We start from the raw sequence: 20,792 nt of genomic DNA, 5'->3' as shown, positions 1-20,792 counted from the left end.
GGTGCCACCTGCCTGTAGACCCTGGGGTCTGTGTCCAATGCCACGCAAACGCCGTGCCAGGTGGTGTTCGCCGGTCTGCAGAGGGAGGCGGGGCTTGGGCGGCGCGCGGCCGCCATGGCGGCAGGCACGGTTCCAGTGCACTGCACCATTTCAGGGGGGGAGGCTCAGCCCTCCAGATACTCCGCCATGGCCAGCACCGACTCGGCCACGTCGATCAGCCGGCGGTTCTGGTTCATCGCGGTCTGGCGCAGCATCTTGTGCGCCTCTTCCTCGCTGAGCCGGCGGTGCGCCATCAGCAGGCCCTTGGCGCGCTCGATCACCTTGCGCTCGTTGAGCGAGGCACGCACGGTGTCGAGTTCGTCGCTCATGGCTTGCAACCGCTGCGACTGGTCCTGCACCATGTCGAGGATCGAGCGTTCGAGCTGGCGACCGTAGGCCGGCGCGCCCTCGGCCGTGCCGGCCGCCGCTTCGTCGAAGAAGGCGGTTGGAGGCAAGGGCGGCTGTGTCGAGAGCTGCGCCTGCAGCGTCTCGTGGGCCTGCAGTTCGGCGCGCGCATGGGCCGTCTTGGCATCGCACAGCTGGTGCAGGTCGGTGGTCAGTCGCTCCTCGACGGTCTGCATCGCGTCGATGCGCCGGGTGCAGCAGTCGAACCAGACGGCGCTCTGCTCCGGGTCCAGTGCCATGCCGGCCGGGGCCGCGCAGGCGATGCGGCGCAGCCGCTCCAGTTCGGCCGTCTGCGCGGGCGGCAGGCCGGCCAGCCACTGCGCCTCGAGTGCCGGGCCGGCGAAACCGGAGAACACCTGGAAGCAGCGTTCCTGGGAGTCGATCAGGTGCAGCCAGCGTTGCTGGCGCTCGGCCTCGTTGCGGCCCGATGCAAAGGCCGCGCCCCCGCAGGCGCGTTCCTGGCCCGCGAATTCCTTCCCCTGCATGAAATTGAACAGCGCCGCGAGCAGGCGCGAGATCTCGGGATCGGTGGCGCCGTCGGCGGCCTCGAACACCACGGCCAGCAGCCCTGCCACCAACTTGACGAAGGCGGCCGTGGCCTGTTCGGGCGAGAGCTTGAGGCTGCCGATGCGCTGGCGCAGGCCGGGCAGGGCGTCGAGCCCGGGCAGCACCGCGGCGATGCGGCTGAACAGGCGCGTGCCGTTGTTCAGGCGGCGCGGGTCGGCTTCGAGCAGGTCGAAACACGCGCGCACCTGTTGTTCCAACCGCTGGCATTCGGCCACCTGGGTCGACAGTTCGACGGCGAAGCGGCGCCCGCTCGAACCCAGCAGCACGTTGGACAGGCCCCGCTCGCGCTGAAGCGCGTGGACCAGCCGCGCGATCGCCGCGACCAGCGCGCTGGTGCGGCCGAGCTGGTCGAGCGCGTCGATCTCGCAACGCAGGGCGGCAATCAAGAAACTCAGTCCGGATTTCATCGTGGGCAGGGTCTGGGCGGTCGCAGGGAGGGTCTCGGAAGGGCATGCAGCAACAACCGTGCCTCGGATGCGGGCGCCCCCTACACTCGACCCATGCTCGTACTTGGAATCGAATCGTCCTGCGACGAAACCGGCGTGGCGCTGGTGGAAACGCAGGGAACCGCACTGCCGCGCCTCTGCGCCCACGCGCTGCACAGCCAGATCACCATGCACCAGGCCTATGGCGGCGTGGTGCCCGAACTGGCCAGCCGTGACCACATCCGGCGCGTGCTGCCGCTGGCGCAGAGCGTGTTCGACGAAGCCGGCAAGCGGCTGGCCGACGTCGACGTCGTGGCCTACACCCGCGGCCCCGGCCTGGCCGGTGCGCTGCTGGTCGGCGCGGGCGTGGCTTGCGCGCTGGGCGCGGCGCTGGGCAAGCCGGTGCTGGGCGTGCACCACCTCGAGGGGCATCTGCTGTCGCCCTTCCTGAGCGCCGATGCGCCCGAATTTCCCTTCGTGGCGCTGCTGGTGTCGGGCGGCCATACCCAACTGATGCGGGTCGACGGCGTCGGCCGCTACGAGATGCTCGGCGAAACCATCGACGACGCGGCCGGCGAGGCCTTCGACAAGTCGGCCAAGCTCATGGGCCTGCCGTATCCGGGCGGCCCCTGGCTCGCCAAGCTGGCGGAGCAGGGCGATCCCGCGGCCTTCAAGCTGCCGCGGCCGCTGCTGCACAGCGGCGACCTCGACTTCTCCTTTGCCGGCCTCAAGACCGCGGTGATGACGCAGGCCCGAAAGCTCGGCGACGACCTCGCGGCCCGCAAGGCCGATCTGGCCGCGGCGACGCAGGCCGCCATCGTCGAGGTGCTGCTGAAGAAGAGCATGGCGGCGCTCACGCAGACCGGTCTGAAGCGGCTGGTGGTGGCCGGCGGCGTGGGCGCCAACCGCGACCTGCGCGCGCAGTTGAACGCGGCCTGCGCCAGGCGCGGCGTGCGCGTGCACTACCCCGAACTGCACCTGTGCACCGACAACGGCGCCATGATCGCGATGGCCGCGGCGATGCGCTTGCAGTCCGGCATGCAGCAGCCGACCGAGGTCTATGCCTTCGACGTCAAGCCGCGCTGGCCGTTGGACAGCCTGGTGCGGGCGCCCGAAGCCGCCGTCTAGACGGACGCCGCCGTCACGGTTTGTCTTCGCCTTCTGCGCCGCTGCGCTTGTCGATGCGCATGCCGGGCCGGTAGCGTTCCGACTCCTGCTGCAGTCGCTCGAACTCTTGCGCGTAGGTGGCCGCGAGCTGCGGCCAGCGCCTGAAGAGATTGAAGTTCTCGGCGTTCTGCTGGGCGCCGGCGCGGGTGAAGTTCATCGAGCCGAAGCCCACGGTGTCGGCGTCGATCAGCACGAACTTGTGATGCATGACCGGGTAGCGCGCATTGATCCACAGCGGCACACCCTGGTTGTGGAAGTAGGTGGCGCTCGAGTACCTGAGCGTGACCTGCGAACTGTCGAGCAGCACCCGCACGTCGAGGCCGCGCGCATGGGCCTGGTCCACGGCCTTGGCGATGGTCGAGGAAGTGAAGAAGTAGCCGGCGATCCAGATCCGTCGGCGCGCCTCGCCCAAGGCACGCGCGATGGCGCGATCGGTTTGGGCGTCGGGCGAGAAGAAGACTTCGGCGCTCGCGCCGGAGGAGGGCGCGGGCAAGGGAATCGCGCTGCCCTTGGCATGGGCCGGCGCGGCCACTGCCGCTGCAAGAAGAAGGACCAGAGCGAGGCCTTGGAGGCGCTTCATTTTTTCGTTCCCTGAAAGGTGCGGCAGCACCTCTGCGCTGCCCGGCGTGCATTGTCGGGCAGACGCGCGCTGCGCGGCGGCAGGTTCAGGCGAACGCGGGCAGGGCTTCGATTTCTTCGTGCTGGGGGTGCTTGGGCAGTGGCAGCACGTCGAGCATGCTGCGCCACAGCCGCGACCACTGCGGCCAGTCGTGCCCGCCCTCGGTGGTGAACACCTGGCTCTGCGGCAGCACCTCGGCCAGCAACTGGTGGTTGGGCGCGAAGCGGTCGGCCAAGCCGTAGCCCAGGAAGAGCGGCGGCAGGGTGGCGGCGCGCTCGGGGGCGGCGTACTGCTGCAACCAGGGCCAGAGTTTGCGGTCGACTTCCTCGTCGGAAGGCGTCTCCGGCGCCTTCCAAACCTTGAGGCCGCCGGCCTTCTGGATCTCGGCGCCGATGGGGCGGCGCCCCAGGTAGGGGGCCAGCACGACGATGCCGTCGACCAGGCCGGGTTGCGCCAGTTCATGGGTCAGCGCGCCGAAACCGCCGATCGAGATGCCCACCAGCCATATCTTTCGGTAGCCGCCCTGGCGCGCTGGCGCGAGCACGTCATCGTGCAATCGCTGCACGAAGCTCTGGTCGTAGTAATAGGAAACGTTGGCATCGACCAGCATCACATCGGCCGCCACATCGTGGGCGCGCACGGCGCTCAGAAAGCCCTCTCGTTCGAACGCTTCCGGTTCGAGAAAGGCACCGGGCAGAAACACCAGAAGCGTGTCCGAGCGGCTGCCAGAGCGAGCGGCGTGCAAATGTGTGTCCAACAGTGACCCCTTGTATCGGGGTCCGCTGAAGGAAGGAGGTCAGCGGATCCGCGACTTCAAAATAGTAGAAAGGTTCTATAAAACATGCACTTACCGCGATGTTTTACATTCATTTCACATTGAAGCATAAAAAAAAGACCGCGAAATGCGGTCTTTTTGCGGAACGGCCTGAATCGTCTTTGGAGTGCCAGCTTGAACGCGTGCCCCCAAAGTGCCGAATGTCGTCAGTTGATGGTCAGCGAGTGCACATTGCGCACCGGAGCCAGCTTGCCGAGCTTGAGCGAGAGCACGCCGTTTTCGAGTTTGGCTTCGCTGGTGGCGGCATCGATTTCCTGCGGCAGTTCGTAGGCGGCCTTGAACTGGCGCTTGGCTTCGGCCTTGCTTTCGATGCGGACCACCGAGGCTTCGATGCCGATGCTGAGGTCGTCGCGCGACAGGCCGGGCACGTCGAGTGTGAGGGTCCAGCTGGTGTCGTCCTGCTCGACGTTGAGCGAGCGTTGCGGGCCGCTCACGAGCGCGTCGTTGACGAAGCGTTCGAAGTTGCGATCGAGGCTGCGCGGAACGAAGCGGGCGGTGCGGACGGCGGGTGCGAAGAACATGGTGAAACTCCTGATGTACACGACGGGACAAGAAGGTGTGTCCCTTACACTGCGCGGCCTTTGACATGCGTGCCGCTTGCTTCCCATCTAGGCATGGGGCCAGGCGTTTCAAGAGAATGAACTCGAGCTTTATTTGGCGCCGCCAGGCCTTGAAATTCGCCGCCTCGGCGCTATGCGCGGCGGCCCTGCCGTCGGTGGCCAGGACCGCGCCCGAGGGCCCGATCCGGCTGGCCCTGATCGAAAGCATGAGCGGGCCTTTCGCCAACACCGGCGAGGCCGTGTTCCGCAACATCCTCTGGGCGGTCGAGCGGGTGAACGCCCGCGGCGGCGTGAAGCTGCCAGGCGGCGCGCGCCTGCTGGAGCTGGTGCGCTACGACAGCAAGGGCCAAAACGAAGAGGCTTTGTCGGCCCTGCGTGCCGCGATCGACGACGGCGCGCGCATCGTGCTGCAGGGCAACTCCTCGGCCACGGCCGCGGCACTGGTGGACGCGATCGACAAGAACAACGAGCGCGACCCGAAACGTCGCGTGCTGTTCCTCAACTACTCGGCGGTCGATCCGGTGCTGACCAACGAGCGCTGCAGCTTCTGGCACTTCCGCTTCGATGCGCATGCCGACATGCGCGTGACGGCGCTGATGGATGTGGTGAAGGACGAGGCTTCGTTGCAGCGCGTCTACCTGATCGGGCAGGACTACAGCTTCGGCCAGGCGGTGCTGCGCGAATCGAGGCGCCAGCTCGGCCTGCTGCGCCCCGACGTGCAGATCGTCGGCGACGAGCTGCATCCGATGGGCCGGGTGAAGGACTTCGCTCCCTATGCCAGCAAGATCCTTGCAAGCGGCGCGCAGGCGGTGGTCACCGGCAACTGGGGCAACGACCTCACGCTGCTGGTCAAGGCCGCACGCGAGGCGGGCTTCAGCGGCAGCTTCTACACCTTCTACGGCAACGCGCTGGGCGCGCCCGCGGCCATCGGCGATGCGGGCATCGGCCGGGTGATCGCGGTGGCCGACTGGCTGCCGAACGTGCAGACCGCGGCTTCGGAGGATTTCTACCGGGCCTTCCGCCAACGCTTTCCCAAACCGGCCGAAGACTACGTCCACATGCGCATGCAGTTGCTGGTCGAGGCGCTGGCACAGGCCATCGAGCGCGCTGGCAGTGTCGAGACCGTCGCCGTGGCGCGGGCCATGGAACGCGCCGACGTGTCGCTGGCCGGCCAGCATGGCCGCATGCGCGCGGCCGACCACCAGTTCCAGCAGCAGCTGGTGGTGGGTGTGATGGACCGCCAGGGCGTGCCGGGCGTGAAGTTCGACGTCGAAGGTTCGGGCTACGGCTTTCGCGTGGTGAAGACCGTCGCGGCCGAGCGCGCCGAAATGCCTACCATCTGCAAGATGCAACGGCCCTGAAGGGCAGGAGAAACAAGACATGCGCCAAGCCATCCACGACCTCGAGGCCTCCAGGATCCGCGAGGTCGCCAACGCCGGCCTGGGCCGCGACGACGTGCTCGCCTTCTGGTTCGGCGAAAGCGACGAGGTCACGCCCGAGGTCGTGCGTCAGGCCGCGATCGACTCGCTGCAGAACGGCGAGACCTTCTACGCCCACAACCTGGGCCTGCCCGCGTTGCGCGAAGCCATCGCGCGCTACACCAGCAGCCTGCATCCCGCGGTGGGCGCCTCACGCATCGCCGTGACCTCGGGCGGCGTCAGCGCGCTGATGCTGGCGGTGCAGGCGCTGGTCGATGCCGGCGACGAGGTGGTGGCGGTCACGCCGGTGTGGCCCAACCTGGTCGCACAGCCCGCGATCATGGGCGCGACCGTGCGCACCGTGCCGCTCGAGCCGGTGGGCGGCGAGTGGACGCTGAACCTCGACACGCTGCGCGCCGCCATCACGCCGCGCACGAAGCTGCTGATCGTCAACGCGCCCAACAACCCGACCGGCTGGACGCTGACGCGCGACGAGCAGGCGGCCATCCTCGCGCACTGCCGCGACACCGGCACCTGGATCCTGGCCGACGAGGTCTATGAGCGCCTGTACTTCGAGCCGACCGCCAAGGCTTGCGCGCCCAGCTTCCTGGACGTGGCGACGCCCGACGACCGGCTGGTCGTGGCCCACAGCTTCTCCAAGAGCTTCCTCATGACCGGCTGGCGCCTGGGCTGGCTGGTGATGCCGCCGTCGATGGTCGAGGGCATGGGCAAGCTGATCGAGTTCAACACCTCCTGCACCAGCGTCTTCACGCAGCGCGCCGGTATCGCGGCCATCGAGCACGGCCCCGACATCACGCCCCGCGTCGTGGCCCACCTCAAGGCCTGCCGCGACGTGCTCGTGCCCCTGCTCGCCGAGATCCCCGGCGTGCAGGTGGTGGCGGCCAAGGGCGGCATGTACGCCTTCTTCAAGCTCGACGGCTTCGACGATTCCCTGGCGGTCGCCAAGCGCCTGGTCACCGAAGCCGGCCTCGGCCTGGCCCCCGGCAACGCCTTCGCCCCCGAAGCGCAAGGCTGGCTGCGCTGGTGTTTCGCGTCCAAGGACCCCCAGCGCCTGGTCGAAGGCGTCACCCGCCTCAAGACCTGGCTGCAAAAAAACCGCCCCTGACCCGGTCCCCATAGCGAGGCCGAAGGCGAGCGTCTGTTCGTGGGATGCCGCGGAACCGGCTCCGCCGGGCCGCAGGCATCGCCCCCGCGAGGGGGAGGGCAAGCGACACGAAGTGCGCGCCGCCTCGGGGGCGGGCTATAATCCCCCGGCTTTGCATGCCGCAAGGCGCACGGTGCGTGCAGTTCCAGCGCACACCGCAAGTCAAACATCCCGGAACACAAGGAAATCAACATGATCGCAGCCTCCATCAAGGCCGAAGTCGTCAAAGACAATGCCCGCGCCGCCAACGACACGGGCAGCCCGGAAGTGCAAGTTGCACTGCTGACCGCTCGCATCAACGAGCTGACCCCCCACTTCAAGACGCACGCCAAGGACCACCACGGTCGCCGCGGTCTGCTGCGCATGGTGAGCCGTCGCCGCAAGCTGCTGGACTACCTCAAGTCCCGCGATGCCGAACGCTACACCGCGCTGATCGCCAAGCTGGGTCTGCGCAAGTAATCCGGATCGCATGAAAAAAACGCCTGGGTTAGTCCGCTAGCTCAGGCGTTTTTTACTTCGCGATCAAGTTTCGGAGTGCCAAAACAGAGCGAAGCTGTGTCATTCCAATGGAGTTCGAAGCCGAACTTCACTGGAATGGCATCGTGTTCTGAGAGGCGCTCCAACCCTGCGGGTCCTGTCAATCCGACCGGTCGCCGCGCCACAACAGGAGCAAAACATGAGCCTCTTCAACAAAGTCACCAAGTCCTTCCAGTGGGGCGACAAGACCGTCGTCCTGGAAACCGGTGAGATCGCCCGCCAGGCCAGCGGTGCCGTCAAGGTCGACATCGACGGGACCGTCGTGCTCGCCACGGTCGTGGCTTCCAAGTCGGCCAAGGCCGGCCAGGACTTCTTCCCGCTGACCGTCGACTACATCGAGAAGACCTACGCCGCAGGCAAGATCCCCGGCAGCTTCTTCAAGCGCGAAGCCAAGCCCAGCGAACACGAAACCCTGACCAGCCGCCTGATCGACCGTCCGATCCGCCCGCTGTTCCCCGAAGGTTTCCTGAACGAAGTGCATGTGGTCATCCACACGCTGTCGCTCAACCCCGAAGTCGACGCCGACATCGCCGCCATGATCGGCGTGTCCGCCGCGCTGTCGGTGTCCGGCATTCCCTTCAGCGGCCCGATCGGTGCGGCCCGCGTGGGCTACATCAACGGCCAGTACGTGCTGAACCCGGGCCAGACCGCGCGCAAGGATTCGCAGATGGATCTGATCGTTGCCGGCACCGAAGCGGCCGTGCTGATGGTCGAGTCCGAAGCGCTGCAACTGTCCGAAGAAATCATGCTGGGTGGCGTGGTGTTCGGTCACGAACAAGCCAACGTCGCGATCAACGCCATTCACGACCTCGTGCGTGATGCCGGCAAGCCGGTGTGGGAATGGGCGGCACCTGCAGAAGACGAAGCCTTCGTCGCCAAGGTCAACGGCCTGGCCGAGGAAAAGCTGCGCGCGGTCTACCAGATCCGCAGCAAGCAAGCCCGCACCCAAGCCCTGCGCGAAGCCAATGCCAGCGTGATGGCAGCGCTGAAGGACAGCGGCGAGCCCTTCGACGCGGGCAAGGTCAGCGACCTGCTGTTCGCGATCGAATCGAAGATCGTGCGCAGCCAGATCCTCGAAGGCGAGCCCCGCATCGATGGCCGCGACACGCGCACCGTGCGCCCGATCGAGATCCGCAACTCGGTGCTGCCGCGCACCCACGGTTCGGCCCTGTTCACCCGTGGCGAAACCCAGGCGCTGGTCATCACCACGCTCGGCACCGAACGCGACGCACAGCGCATCGACGCGCTGGCCGGCGAGTACGAAGACCGCTTCCTGTTCCACTACAACATGCCTCCCTTCGCCACCGGTGAAGTGGGCCGCATGGGCTCGACCAAGCGCCGCGAGATCGGCCACGGCCGCCTGGCCAAGCGCGCGCTCGTCGCTGTGCTGCCGAGCAAGGAAGAATTCCCCTACACGATCCGTGTGGTGTCGGAAATCACCGAGTCGAACGGCTCCTCGTCGATGGCTTCGGTCTGCGGCGGCTGCCTGTCGATGATGGACGCCGGCGTGCCGATGAAGGCCCACGTGGCCGGCATCGCCATGGGCCTGATCAAGGAAGGCAACCGCTTCGCGGTGCTGACCGACATCCTGGGCGACGAAGATCACCTGGGTGACATGGACTTCAAGGTTGCGGGTACCACCAACGGCATCACCGCGCTGCAGATGGACATCAAGATCCAGGGCATCACCAAGGAAATCATGCAGGTCGCACTGGCGCAGGCCAAGGAAGCGCGCATGCACATCCTGGGCAAGATGCAGGAAGCCATGGGCGAAGCCAAGGCCGAAGTCTCCGACTTCGCACCGCGCCTGTTCACCATGAAGATCAATCCGGAAAAGATCCGCGACGTGATCGGCAAGGGCGGCTCGGTCATCCGTGCGCTGACCGAAGAAACCGGCTGCCAGATCAACATCGACGAAGACGGCACGATCACCATCGCGTCGACCGATCCGGAAAAGGCCGAGGCGGCCAAGCAACGCATCGCGCAGATCACGGCGGAAGTCGAAATCGGCAAGGTGTACGAAGGCCCGGTCACCAAGATCCTGGACTTCGGCGCACTGATCAACCTGCTGCCCGGCAAGGACGGCCTGCTGCATATCAGCCAGATCGCGCACGAACGCGTCGAGAAGGTGACCGACTATCTGAGCGAAGGCCAGATCGTCAAGGTCAAGGTGCTCGAGACCGACGAGAAGGGCCGCGTCAAGCTGTCCATGAAGGCCCTGACCGAGCGTCCGGCCGGCATGGAGTTCCAGGAACGCGCACCGCGCGAAGACCGTGGTGGTGATCGCGGCGACCGCGGCGGCGAGCGTCGTGACCGTGGCGGCGATCGCGCACCGCGTGGCGACGATCGCGCGCCGCGCGGCGACCGCGCACCGCGTTTTGAAGGCAACGGCGACCGCGGCGGCGAACCGCAGCAGCAGCAGCCCGAGCAGTCGTCGCAAGACGCCCCGCGCGGCGACCATCAAGGTTGATGCGGATGCGGACGGAGCGGCCTGTGCTGCTTCCGTCCTTTTTTCCACCGTGGCGCCCGACTCCTATGGAGGCGGGCGTTGCCGTCAGGAAGACCCATGAAAGCCATTGAAATCACATCCTTCGGCGCGCCGGACGTCCTGCGTGTCGTCGAGCGTCCCGATCCCGTCGCGGGCGAGGGCGAGCTGCTGATTCGGGTGGCCGCGAGCGGCGTGAACCGTCCCGACGTGCTGCAGCGCACCGGCAACTATCCGGTGCCGCCGGGTGCCTCCGATCTGCCGGGCCTCGAGGTGGCGGGCACGATCGTCTCGGGCGATGCCAAGGCCCTGGCCGAAGCCGGGCTGGCCGTGGGCGACCGCGTCTGCGCACTGGTGGCCGGCGGTGGCTATGCCGAGCTCTGCGTGGCGCCGGTCGCGCAATGCCTGCCGGTGCCCGAGGGCTGGAGCGACATCGAGGCGGCTTCGCTGCCCGAGACCTTCTTCACCGTCTGGAGCAATGTGTTCGAGCGCGGCCGCCTGCAAAAGGGCGAGACGCTGCTGATCCAGGGTGGCACCAGCGGCATCGGCGTGACCGCGATCCAGCTCGCCAAGGCGTTGGGCGCGACCGTGATCGCCACGGCCGGCAGCGACGAGAAGTGCGCGGCCTGCCTGAAGCTGGGCGCGGACCACGCCATCAACTACAAGACGGCCGACTTCGCCGCCGAGGTGAAGACGATCACCGGCGGCAAGGGTGTCGACGTGATCCTCGACATGGTCGCGGGTGCCTACGTGGCGCGCGAGATCGAATGCCTGGCCGAAGACGGTCGGCTGGTCATCATCGCGGTGCAGGGCGGCATCAAGGCCGAGATCAATGCCGGCCTGGTGCTGCGGCGCCGGCTGACGGTCACGGGCTCGACCCTGCGGCCCCGGCCGATCGCCTTCAAGGCGGCGATCGCGCAGGCACTGCATGCCAGGGTCTGGCCTCTGCTGGCCAGCGGCGCGGTCAAGCCGGTCATTCACAGCACCTTCGCGGCCGTGGGGGAACCCAGCGGCGCGGCGCAGGCGCATGTCCTGATGGAATCGAACCAGCACATCGGCAAGATCGTGCTGACCTGGTGAACGAACGAAACGAAACGACGATGACGAACAGGAAGCTGATCGCCGGCAATTGGAAGATGAATGGCAGCCTGGCTGCCAACGAGGCGCTGCTCGACGCGCTGCTGCAAGGCGTGGGCGCGCCGAGCTGCGACGTGGCCGTCTGCGTGCCGGCGCCTTATCTGGCGCAGGTGCAGGGCAAGGTCGCGGGTTCGCCGATCACGCTCGGCGCGCAGGATGTCTCCGCGCAGCCGCAGGGCGCCTTCACGGGCGAACAGTCGGCGGCGATGCTGAGCGAGTTCGGCGTGCGCTATGCGATCGTGGGTCATTCGGAGCGGCGCCAGTACCATGGCGAAACCGACGAGATGGTGGCGGCCAAGACCGCGGCTGCGCTGGCGCGTGGCATCACGCCGATCGTCTGCGTCGGCGAGACGCTGGCCGAGCGTGAAGCAGGGCGCACCGAGGAAGTGGTCAAGCGCCAGTTGGCGGCCGTGATCCACGTCAACGGCCACTGCATCAGCGAGATCGTCGTGGCCTACGAGCCCGTGTGGGCCATCGGCACCGGCAAGACGGCTTCGCCCGAGCAGGCGCAGGGCGTGCATGCGGTGTTGCGTGCGCAATTGCACCATGCAGCCAGCGAACACGCGGCCGGCATCCGCATCCTTTACGGCGGCAGCATGAACGCGGCCAATGCCGCGGAACTGCTGTCGCAGGCCGACATCGATGGCGGCCTGATCGGCGGCGCATCGCTCAAGGCCCCCGACTTTCTGCAAATCATTGCCGCCGCGCGCTGAGCGCACGGCGTTCCCTTAGGAGTAAACAAGATATGAACCTGGTCCTCAACATTCTCGTCGGCGTGCAGATGCTGACCGCGCTCGCGATGATCGGCCTGATCCTCGTGCAACACGGCAAGGGCGCCGACATGGGCGCGGCCTTCGGCAGCGGCAGTGCCGGCAGCCTGTTCGGTGCCAGCGGCAGCGCCAACTTCCTGTCGCGCACCACGGCCGTTCTGGCGGCGGTCTTCTTCGTGACGACCCTGCTGCTGGCCTACTTCAGCCATGCCCGTCCCTCGGCCGGCGGCAACAGCCTGCTGGAGCGTTCGGCAGTGGGTGCACCGGCGCCTGGCGCTTCGGGTTCGGCCTCGCAGATCCCGTCGGCATTGCCCGCGCCTGCAGCCCCGGCTTCGGCGCCTGCGGCCCCTGCGTCGGGCGCGGCTCAGATTCCCGGCAAATAATCTTTGTGACAATGCAGCCTCAAGTGAAAAAGGCTGCGTTTCAGGGTAAACTCTTAAGCTGCACCGGAAAGCCAAAACCCTCTGGGTTCCTCATGCCATCCGGGCAGCAAAAAACCGCGGTCGTGGTGAAATTGGTAGACACGCTATCTTGAGGGGGTAGTGGCGAAAGCTGTGCGAGTTCGAGTCTCGCCGACCGCACCAAATCTCATCGGCAGGAGTCAGCAAGATGCTGGTTTCTGTCGATGTCAAGCGGTGATAGAACCCTGATGAACCTCGATTCCTACCTCCCCGTCCTGTTGTTTATTCTGGTCGGTATCGGGGTAGGCATCGCCCCCCAGGTTCTCGGCTATATTCTTGGCCCGAACCGGCCCGACGCGGCCAAAAACTCCCCCTACGAATGCGGTTTCGAAGCCTTCGAAAACGCGCGCATGCAATTCGATGTCCGCTATTACCTGGTGGCCATCCTCTTCATCCTGTTCGACCTGGAAATCGCTTTCCTCTTCCCCTGGGCCGTGGCGCTCAAGGAAGTGGGTGTGGCGGGCTTCTGGGCGGTCGTGATCTTCCTGGCGATCCTCGTCGTGGGCTTTGCCTACGAATGGAAAAAGGGTGCGCTTGACTGGGAATAGCCGTACAACGGCAACAAGGTACAGCCATGGCCATTGAAGGCGTTTTCAAAGAAGGCTTCGTCACCACGTCCTACGATTCGGTGGTGAACTGGGCCAAGACCGGCTCGTTGTGGCCCATGACCTTCGGTCTGGCCTGCTGCGCGGTCGAAATGATGCATGCGGCCGCCGCGCGCTACGACATCGGTCGCTTCGGCGCCGAGGTGTTCCGCGCCAGTCCGCGCCAGTCCGATCTGATGATCGTGGCCGGCACGCTGTGCAACAAGATGGCGCCCGCGCTGCGCAAGGTCTACGACCAGATGGCCGAGCCGCGCTGGGTGCTGTCGATGGGCTCGTGCGCCAACGGCGGCGGCTACTACCACTACAGTTATTCCGTGGTGCGCGGCTGCGACCGCATCGTGCCGGTCGACGTCTATGTGCCCGGCTGCCCGCCGACGGCCGAAGCGCTGATCTACGGGATCATCCAGCTGCAGCAAAAGGTGCGCCGCACCAACACCATCGCCCGTGCCTGACGGGAACCCCATGACAGCTTTCGCGATCGATCCCGATGTCCTGAAGGACACCATTTCCTTGGCCCTGGGCGACAAGGTGAAACGTATCACCGTGGCGCTCGGCGAAGTCACGCTGGTGGTGAAGGCGGCCGACTATCTGGCCGCCATGCAGCTGCTGCGCGATGCGCCCGGCTGCAAGTTCGAGCAGCTGATCGACATCTGCGGACTCGACTACTCGACCTACCGCGACACCGAGTGGGACGGCCTGCGCTACTGCGCGGTCTCGCACCTGCTGTCGGTGAGCTTGAACCAGCGCGTGCGCGTCAAGACCTTCTGCGAAGACGACGACTTCCCCGTGCTGCCGTCGGTGATGCACCTCTGGAACTCGGCCAACTGGTTCGAACGCGAAGCCTTCGACCTGTACGGCATCGTGTTCGAGGGCCACGAAGACCTGCGCCGCATCCTGACCGACTACGGCTTCATCGGCCATCCGTTCCGCAAGGACTTCCCGTTGTCGGGCCACGTCGAGATGCGCTACGACGAAGAACTCAAGCGCGTGGTCTATCAGCCGGTGAGCATCGAGCCGCGTGAAGTCACGCCGCGCGTGATCCGCGAAGAGAACTACGGCGGCGGACTGCACTGACGCACTGACATGGCTGAAATCAAGAACTACACGCTCAACTTCGGGCCCCAGCATCCCGCCGCCCACGGCGTTCTGCGTCTCGTGCTCGAACTCGACGGCGAAGTCGTCCAGCGCGCCGACCCGCACATCGGCCTGCTGCACCGCGCGACCGAGAAGCTGGCCGAAGGCAAGACCTACATCCAGTCGCTGCCCTACATGGACCGCCTCGACTACGTGTCGATGATGTCCAACGAGCACGCCTACTGCCTCGCGATCGAGAAGCTGATGGGCATCGAGGTGCCGATCCGCGCACAGTACATCCGCGTGATGTTCGCCGAGATCACCCGCCTGCTGAACCACCTGATGTGGCTCGGATCGCACGGCAACGACTGCGGCAGCTCGACCATCCTGATCTACGCCTTCCGCGAACGCGAAGACCTGTTCGACATCTACGAAGCGGTGTCCGGCGCGCGCATGCACGCCGCGTACTTCCGGCCGGGCGGTGTGTACCGCGACCTGCCGGACACGATGCCGCAGTACAAGGTCAGCAAGATCAAGAACGCCAAGGCACTCGAGCGCATGAACGAGAACCGCCAGGGTTCGATGCTCGACTTCATCGATGACTTCACGAAGCGTTTCGTGAAGCACATGGAGGAGTACCACACACTCCTGACCGACAACCGCATCTGGAAACAGCGCACCGTCGGCATCGGCGTCATGACGCCCGAGCGCGCGCTGAGCCTGGGCCTGACCGGTCCGATGCTGCGCGGCTCCGGCATCGCCTGGGACCTGCGCAAGAAGCAGCCGTACGACGTGTACGACCGCATGGATTTCGACATCCCCGTGGGCAAGACCGGCGACTGCTACGACCGCTACCTGGTGCGCATGGAAGAGATGGTGCAGTCCAACCGCATCATCAAGCAGTGCGTCGACTGGCTGCGCGTGAACCCCGGCCCCGTCATCACCGACAACCACAAGGTGGCAGCACCTGCGCGCGAGTCGATGAAGGGCAACATGGAAGAGCTGATTCATCACTTCAAGCTCTTCACCGAAGGCTTCCACGTGCCCGAAGGCGAAGCCTATGCGGCCGTCGAGCACCCCAAGGGCGAGTTCGGCATCTACCTGGTGAGCGACGGCGCCAACAAGCCGTACCGCCTCAAAATCCGCGCGCCCGGCTTTGCACACCTGGCAGCGCTCGACGAAATGACGCGCGGCCACATGATCGCGGACACCGTGGCCGTGATCGGCACCCTGGACATCGTGTTCGGAGAAATCGATCGATGAACAGAGCCCACCCCCGAAGCGCCTGCGGCGCCTCCCCCTCGAGGGCGCGCCACCAGCAGCCCGGCAAAGCCGGTTCCGCGGTGGCCCTTGAACAGTCCGTGGAGAATCGAATTGAGTGATGCATCACCTCAAGGGCGGGGTCTTTCCGATCAAGCCCTGGAGCGCTTCGCGCGCGAAGTCGCCAAGTACCCGGCCGAGCAGGCGCAGTCCGCCGTGATGGCCTGCCTGGCCATCGTGCAGCAGGAGCAGGGCTTCGTGAGCCTCGAGAGCGAGAAGGTCGTCGCCGACTTCCTCGGCATGCCGCAGATCGCCGTGCACGAAGTCACGACCTTCTACAACATGTACAACCAGCAGCCGACCGGCCGCTTCAAGCTCAACGTCTGCACCAACCTGCCGTGTCTGCTGCGTGACGGCGCGACCGCGCTGGCCCACCTCGAAAAGAAGCTGGGCATCTCGATGGGCGGCACGACCGCCGACGGCCTGTTCACGCTGCAGCAGAGCGAATGCCTGGGCGCCTGCGCCGATTCGCCGGTGATGCTGGTGAACGACCGCACGATGTGCAGCTTCATGAGCAACGACAAGCTCGACCAACTCATCGACGGCCTGCGTGCCTCGTCGAAGGGAGACGCCGCATGACGCCCGAACAAGTCCTGTCGCAGTTCCAGGCGACCGGTGTCCAGACCTGCTTCCACGATCGCCACATCGGTGCGCAGATCTACGCGGGCCTCGACGGCACCAACTGGCGCCTGGCCGACTACGAAGCGCGCGGTGGCTACCAGGCCCTGCGCAAGATCCTGACCGAGGGCCTCACGCCCGACCAGGTGATCGCCGAAGTCAAGGCCTCGGGCCTGCGCGGCCGTGGCGGCGCGGGCTTCCCGACCGGCCTCAAGTGGAGCTTCATGCCCCGCCAGTTCCCGGGCCAGAAGTACCTCGTGTGCAATTCGGATGAAGGCGAGCCGGGCACCTGCAAGGACCGCGACATCCTGCAGTTCAACCCGCACATCGTGATCGAAGGCATGGCCATCGCTGCATACGCGATGGGCATCAGCGTGGGCTACAACTACATCCACGGCGAGATCTTCCAGAGCTACGACCGCTTCGAGGAAGCGCTGGAAGAAGCGCGCGCCGCCGGTTATCTCGGCGACAAGATCATGGGCAGCACGTACAACTTCCAGTTGCACGCCGCCCACGGCTTCGGCGCCTACATCTGCGGCGAAGAGACCGCGTTGCTCGAGTCCCTCGAAGGCAAGAAGGGCCAGCCGCGCTTCAAGCCGCCGTTCCCGGCCAGCTTCGGCCTGTACGGCAAGCCGACCACCATCAACAACACCGAGACCTTCGCGGCGGTGCCCTGGATCATCCGCAACGGCGGTCCGGCCTACCTCGAGTGCGGCAAGCCCAACAACGGCGGCACCAAGATCTATTCGGTGAGCGGTGACGTCGAACTGCCGGGCAACTACGAAGTGCCCATGGGCACACCGTTCTCCAAGCTGCTCGAACTCGCCGGCGGCGTGCGCAAGGGGCGCACGCTCAAGGCCGTGATCCCCGGCGGATCCTCGTCGCCTGTGCTGCCGGCCGACACCATGATGGCCTGCACCATGGACTACGACTCCATCGCCAAGGCCGGCTCGATGCTGGGTTCGGGCGCGGTGATCGTCATGGACGACAGCCGCTCGATGGTCGAGTCGCTCAAGCGCCTCTCGTACTTCTACATGCACGAATCCTGCGGCCAGTGCACCCCCTGCCGCGAAGGCACGGGCTGGCTCTGGCGCGTGGTCGACCGCATCCACAACGGTCAGGGCAAGGCCAATGACATGGACCTGCTCAACTCGGTCGCGGACAACATCCAGGGCCGCACCATCTGCGCACTGGGCGACGCCGCGGCCATGCCGGTGCGCGCCATGATCAAGCACTTCCGCCACGAGTTCGAGGCGCTGATCCCTGGCTACGTCCCCAAGACGCCGGCCCAAGCCTGAGCACGAAAACGCGACACATATGGTTGAAATCGAACTCGACGGCAAGAAGGTCGACATCGTCGAAGGCAGCATGATCATGCATGCGGCCGACAAGGCGGGGACCTACATCCCGCACTTCTGCTATCACAAGAAACTCAGCATTGCGGCCAACTGCCGCATGTGCCTGGTCGACGTGGAAAAAGCGCCCAAGCCGATGCCGGCCTGCGCCACGCCCGTGACCCAGGGCATGATCGTCCGCACCAAGAGCGAGAAGGCCATCAAGGCCCAGCAATCGGTGATGGAGTTCCTGCTCATCAATCACCCGCTCGACTGCCCGATCTGCGACCAGGGCGGCGAATGCCAGCTGCAGGATCTGGCCGTGGGCTACGGCGGCTCGACCTCGCGCTACGAGGAAGAGAAGCGCGTGGTCTTCCACAAGGACGTGGGCCCGCTCATCAGCATGGAAGAGATGAGCCGCTGCATCCATTGCACGCGCTGTGTGCGCTTCGGCCAGGAAGTGGCCGGCGTGATGGAGCTCGGCATGATCCACCGCGGCGAGCACTCCGAGATCACGACCGTGGTCGGCGAGACCGTCGACTCCGAGCTGTCGGGCAACATGATCGACATCTGCCCGGTCGGCGCGCTCACCAGCAAGCCCTTCCGCTACAGCGCCCGCACCTGGGAACTGTCGCGCCGCAAGTCGGTGAGCCCGCACGATTCCACCGGTGCCAACCTGATCGTCCAGGTCAAGAACCACCAGGTGATGCGCGTCGTTCCGCTCGAGAACGAAGACGTCAACGAGTGCTGGATCGCCGACCGCGACCGCTTCTCCTACGAATCGCTCAACAGCGACGAGCGCCTCACGCAGCCCATGCTCAAGCAGGGCGGCCAATGGCAGACCGTCGACTGGCAGACCGCGCTCGAGTATGTGGCCAACGGCCTGCGCCAGATCAAGACCGACCACGGCGCCGCCGCGATCGGCGCGCTGGTGAGCCCGCACAGCACCGTGGAAGAACTGGCCCTGGCCGGCGCGCTGGTGCGCGGCCTGGGCAGCGAGAACATCGACCACCGCCTGCGCCACGCCGACTTCACGGCGAGCAGCGGCGTCCGCTGGCTCGGCACCTCGATCGCCTCGCTGTCGAACCTGCAGCGCGTGCTGGTCGTGGGCTCGAACCTGCGCAAGGACCATCCGCTGTTCGCGCAGCGCATCCGCCAGGCCGTGCGCAAGGGCGCCGCCGTGAGCGTGATCGCCTCGTCGAACGAACTGGCCTCGCGTGATGCGTGGGCCCTGCCGCTGGCCGGCGTGACCACCGTCGCTCCCGGCGGCTGGCTGCAGGCCCTGGCCGACGTGGCCAGCGCCATCGGTGCAGAAAAGGGCGTGGCCGCGCCTGCCGCAGGCAACGCCACGGACGAGGCCAAGGCCTTCGCCCAGTCGCTGATCGGCGGCGAACGCAAGGCGATCCTGCTGGGCAATGCCGCCGCGCACCACGCCGACGCATCGCGCCTGCTGGCGATCGCGCAGTGGATCGGCGCGCAGACCGGCGCGAGCGTCGGCTACCTGACCGAGGCCGCCAACACCGTCGGCGCGCAGTGGGTGAACGCGCTGCCAGGGCAGGGCGGTCTGAACGCCGGCCAGATGCTGGCAGGCGGCCTCAAGGCCGTGCTGCTGCTCAATAACGAACCCGAATTCGATTCGGCCGCCGGTGCACGCACGGCCGCCGGTCTGGAGCATGCGCAGATGGTCGTGACGCTGAGCCCCTTCAAGGCCAACCTCGCGATCAGCGACGTGCTGCTGCCGATCGCGCCGTTCACCGAAACGCCGGGCACCTTCGTCAACGCCGAAGGCCGGATCCAGAGCTTCCACGCGGTGGTCAAGCCGCGCGGCGAAGCGCGCCCGGGCTGGAAGGTCCTGCGCGTGCTGGCCAACCTGCTGGGTGTGCCGGGCTTCGATTTCGAGACCGCACAGGAAGTGCTGGCCAGCGTGCGCGGCGCCGATGCGGCGACGCACGTGGCGTCCGAGCGCCTGAACAATGAAGCGCCCGCCGACCTCGACCTGGCTGCGCCCGGCAACGCCGCGGCCGTGCCGGTGACCGCCTCGATCTACCAGCTGGACGGCCTCACGCGCCGCGCCACCTCGCTGCAGTTGACCGCCGACGCACGCGGACGCCATGCGGCGACCGGTGTCCGTCCCGGCCCGCATCCCGCGGTGGAAGAGGTGGCGGCATGATCGATTCGATCTTCAACTTCGGCCAGGGCCTGATCTCGGCCCACTGGTGGACGGCGGGCGGCTGGCCCGTCATCTGGGCATTGATCAAGATCATCTGCGTGCTCGCGCCGCTGATGGGCGCGGTCGCCTACCTGACGCTCTGGGAGCGCAAGCTGCTGGGCTTCATCCAGGTGCGTCACGGCCCCAACCGGGTCGGTCCCTTCGGTCTGCTGCAGCCCATCGCCGATGCGCTCAAGCTGCTGACCAAGGAAATCATCAGCCCGACGGCCGCGAGCCAGGGCCTGTTCCGCCTCGGCCCGATCATGGCGATCATGCCGGCGCTGGCCGCCTGGGTCGCGATTCCCTTCGGTCCCGAAGCGATCCTCGCGAACGTCAATGCCGGTCTGCTGCTGATCATGGCCATCACCTCGATCGAGGTCTATGGCGTGATCATTGCGGGTTGGGCCTCGAACTCGAAGTACGCCTTCCTGGGCGCGCTGCGTGCCTCGGCACAAATGGTGAGCTATGAAATCGCGATGGGCTTCTGCCTGGTCGTGGTGATCATGGTCACGGGCAGCCTGCACCTGGGCGACGTGGTCGCGGTGCAGGGCAAGGGCATGGGCGCCGACATGGGCCTGGGCTTCCTGTCGTGGAACTGGCTGCCGCTGCTGCCGATCTTCGTGGTCTACGTGATCTCCGGCGTGGCCGAGACCAACCGCCATCCCTTCGACGTGGTCGAAGGCGAGGCGGAAATCGTGGCCGGCCACATGGTCGAGTACTCGGGCATGGGCTTCGCGATCTTCTTCCTGGCCGAGTACGCCAGCATGTGGCTCGTGTCGATCCTCGCCGCGCTGATGTTCCTCGGCGGCTGGCTGTCGCCGGTCGGCTTCCTCGACTTCATTCCGGGCTGGATCTGGCTGGGGCTCAAGACCTTCTTCGTGGTCTCGCTCTTCATCTGGATTCGCGGCACCTTCCCGCGCTTCCGTTACGACCAGATCATGCGTCTGGGCTGGAAGATCTTCATTCCGGTCACCCTGGTGTGGCTGCTGGTGGTCGGGGGCTGGATGCAGACGCCCTGGAACATCTGGAAATAAGCGGAGAA

General features: G+C 66.3%; 20 protein-coding genes and 1 tRNA gene. 17 read left to right on the top strand and 4 right to left on the bottom strand.

Annotated features, from left to right (window positions below; translation table 11 throughout):
* Positions 1 to 164: 164 nt before the first annotated feature.
* Positions 165 to 1,418 carry a nitrate- and nitrite sensing domain-containing protein gene (locus ACSFBC_RS13955; protein WP_435510922.1) on the bottom strand — a complete coding sequence of 418 codons (1,254 nt, stop codon included), beginning with the start codon at positions 1,416 to 1,418 and terminating at the stop codon, positions 165 to 167.
* A gap of 93 nt (positions 1,419 to 1,511) precedes the next feature.
* Here ACSFBC_RS13955 and tsaD point away from each other — a divergent pair, with 93 nt between their 5' ends.
* On the top strand, positions 1,512 to 2,564 hold the full coding sequence (gene tsaD / locus ACSFBC_RS13950) for a tRNA (adenosine(37)-N6)-threonylcarbamoyltransferase complex transferase subunit TsaD (protein WP_435510921.1): 1,053 nt from the start codon (positions 1,512 to 1,514) through the stop codon (positions 2,562 to 2,564).
* A 13-nt stretch (positions 2,565 to 2,577) separates the two neighbouring features.
* Here tsaD and ACSFBC_RS13945 read toward each other — a convergent pair whose 3' ends face one another.
* The 3 genes from ACSFBC_RS13945 to ACSFBC_RS13935 form a co-directional block, all read right to left on the bottom strand.
* A complete protein-coding gene (locus ACSFBC_RS13945; protein ID WP_435510920.1) occupies positions 2,578 to 3,183 on the bottom strand; it encodes a phospholipase D family nuclease in 606 nt (201 codons plus the stop codon).
* An 85-nt stretch (positions 3,184 to 3,268) separates the two neighbouring features.
* Complete coding sequence (locus ACSFBC_RS13940; protein WP_435510919.1) at positions 3,269 to 3,925, bottom strand: alpha/beta fold hydrolase; 657 nt, start codon at positions 3,923 to 3,925, stop codon at positions 3,269 to 3,271.
* A 278-nt stretch (positions 3,926 to 4,203) separates the two neighbouring features.
* A complete protein-coding gene (locus ACSFBC_RS13935; protein WP_435510918.1) occupies positions 4,204 to 4,578 on the bottom strand; it encodes an Hsp20/alpha crystallin family protein in 375 nt (124 codons plus the stop codon).
* A 116-nt stretch (positions 4,579 to 4,694) separates the two neighbouring features.
* Between ACSFBC_RS13935 and ACSFBC_RS13930 the strand changes: the two genes are divergently transcribed.
* The 16 genes from ACSFBC_RS13930 to nuoH all read left to right on the top strand — a co-directional run bounded on the left by ACSFBC_RS13930 (position 4,695) and on the right by nuoH (position 20,784).
* Positions 4,695 to 5,978: a branched-chain amino acid ABC transporter substrate-binding protein gene (locus tag ACSFBC_RS13930; protein WP_435510917.1), complete on the top strand. Its 1,284-nt coding sequence runs from the start codon at positions 4,695 to 4,697 to the stop codon at positions 5,976 to 5,978.
* Between the two features lie 19 nt (positions 5,979 to 5,997).
* The gene (locus tag ACSFBC_RS13925) at positions 5,998 to 7,161 is read left to right on the top strand and encodes a pyridoxal phosphate-dependent aminotransferase (RefSeq protein WP_435510916.1); all 1,164 of its coding nucleotides are present in this window, start codon (positions 5,998 to 6,000) and stop codon (positions 7,159 to 7,161) included.
* Between the two features lie 231 nt (positions 7,162 to 7,392).
* Positions 7,393 to 7,659, top strand: a complete 267-nt coding sequence (gene rpsO / locus ACSFBC_RS13920) for a 30S ribosomal protein S15 (protein WP_435510915.1) — start codon at positions 7,393 to 7,395, stop codon at positions 7,657 to 7,659.
* Positions 7,660 to 7,876: 217 nt separating this feature from the next.
* Entirely contained in the window at positions 7,877 to 10,207 is a 2,331-nt protein-coding gene (gene pnp, locus ACSFBC_RS13915; protein ID WP_435510914.1) for a polyribonucleotide nucleotidyltransferase, read from the top strand.
* A gap of 96 nt (positions 10,208 to 10,303) precedes the next feature.
* Positions 10,304 to 11,302: an NAD(P)H-quinone oxidoreductase gene (locus ACSFBC_RS13910; RefSeq protein ID WP_435510913.1), complete on the top strand. Its 999-nt coding sequence runs from the start codon at positions 10,304 to 10,306 to the stop codon at positions 11,300 to 11,302.
* 20 nt (positions 11,303 to 11,322) lie between these two features.
* Positions 11,323 to 12,072 carry a triose-phosphate isomerase gene (gene tpiA / locus ACSFBC_RS13905; protein WP_435510912.1) on the top strand — a complete coding sequence of 250 codons (750 nt, stop codon included), beginning with the start codon at positions 11,323 to 11,325 and terminating at the stop codon, positions 12,070 to 12,072.
* 32 nt (positions 12,073 to 12,104) lie between these two features.
* A complete protein-coding gene (gene secG / locus ACSFBC_RS13900; protein WP_435510911.1) occupies positions 12,105 to 12,512 on the top strand; it encodes a preprotein translocase subunit SecG in 408 nt (135 codons plus the stop codon).
* 116 nt (positions 12,513 to 12,628) lie between these two features.
* Positions 12,629 to 12,713 (top strand) — tRNA-Leu (locus ACSFBC_RS13895).
* A 65-nt stretch (positions 12,714 to 12,778) separates the two neighbouring features.
* Complete coding sequence (locus ACSFBC_RS13890) at positions 12,779 to 13,138, top strand: NADH-quinone oxidoreductase subunit A (RefSeq protein ID WP_435510910.1); 360 nt, start codon at positions 12,779 to 12,781, stop codon at positions 13,136 to 13,138.
* Between the two features lie 26 nt (positions 13,139 to 13,164).
* Positions 13,165 to 13,647 carry a NuoB/complex I 20 kDa subunit family protein gene (locus tag ACSFBC_RS13885; RefSeq protein WP_140839331.1) on the top strand — a complete coding sequence of 161 codons (483 nt, stop codon included), beginning with the start codon at positions 13,165 to 13,167 and terminating at the stop codon, positions 13,645 to 13,647.
* A 10-nt stretch (positions 13,648 to 13,657) separates the two neighbouring features.
* Positions 13,658 to 14,269 (top strand): NADH-quinone oxidoreductase subunit C, encoded by a 612-nt coding sequence (locus tag ACSFBC_RS13880; protein ID WP_435510909.1) that lies wholly within the window; start codon positions 13,658 to 13,660, stop codon positions 14,267 to 14,269.
* 9 nt (positions 14,270 to 14,278) lie between these two features.
* A complete protein-coding gene (locus ACSFBC_RS13875) occupies positions 14,279 to 15,532 on the top strand; it encodes an NADH-quinone oxidoreductase subunit D (protein WP_183026587.1) in 1,254 nt (417 codons plus the stop codon).
* A 111-nt stretch (positions 15,533 to 15,643) separates the two neighbouring features.
* Positions 15,644 to 16,168, top strand: a complete 525-nt coding sequence (gene nuoE / locus ACSFBC_RS13870) for an NADH-quinone oxidoreductase subunit NuoE (protein ID WP_435510908.1) — start codon at positions 15,644 to 15,646, stop codon at positions 16,166 to 16,168.
* Positions 16,165 to 17,505 carry an NADH-quinone oxidoreductase subunit NuoF gene (nuoF, locus tag ACSFBC_RS13865; RefSeq protein ID WP_435510907.1) on the top strand — a complete coding sequence of 447 codons (1,341 nt, stop codon included), beginning with the start codon at positions 16,165 to 16,167 and terminating at the stop codon, positions 17,503 to 17,505. Before nuoE ends, nuoF begins: the two co-directional genes overlap by 4 nt.
* Positions 17,506 to 17,524: 19 nt before the next feature.
* Positions 17,525 to 19,711: an NADH-quinone oxidoreductase subunit NuoG gene (nuoG, locus tag ACSFBC_RS13860; protein WP_435510906.1), complete on the top strand. Its 2,187-nt coding sequence runs from the start codon at positions 17,525 to 17,527 to the stop codon at positions 19,709 to 19,711.
* Positions 19,708 to 20,784, top strand: a complete 1,077-nt coding sequence (nuoH, locus tag ACSFBC_RS13855; protein WP_435510905.1) for an NADH-quinone oxidoreductase subunit NuoH — start codon at positions 19,708 to 19,710, stop codon at positions 20,782 to 20,784. Before nuoG ends, nuoH begins: the two co-directional genes overlap by 4 nt.
* Positions 20,785 to 20,792 lie beyond the last annotated feature (8 nt).

Origin of the sequence: Variovorax frigidus (assembly GCF_051216515.1) — a bacterium.
Lineage (GTDB): Bacteria > Pseudomonadota > Gammaproteobacteria > Burkholderiales > Burkholderiaceae_C > Variovorax.
This window is presented reverse-complemented; position numbering and strand designations above follow the sequence as displayed.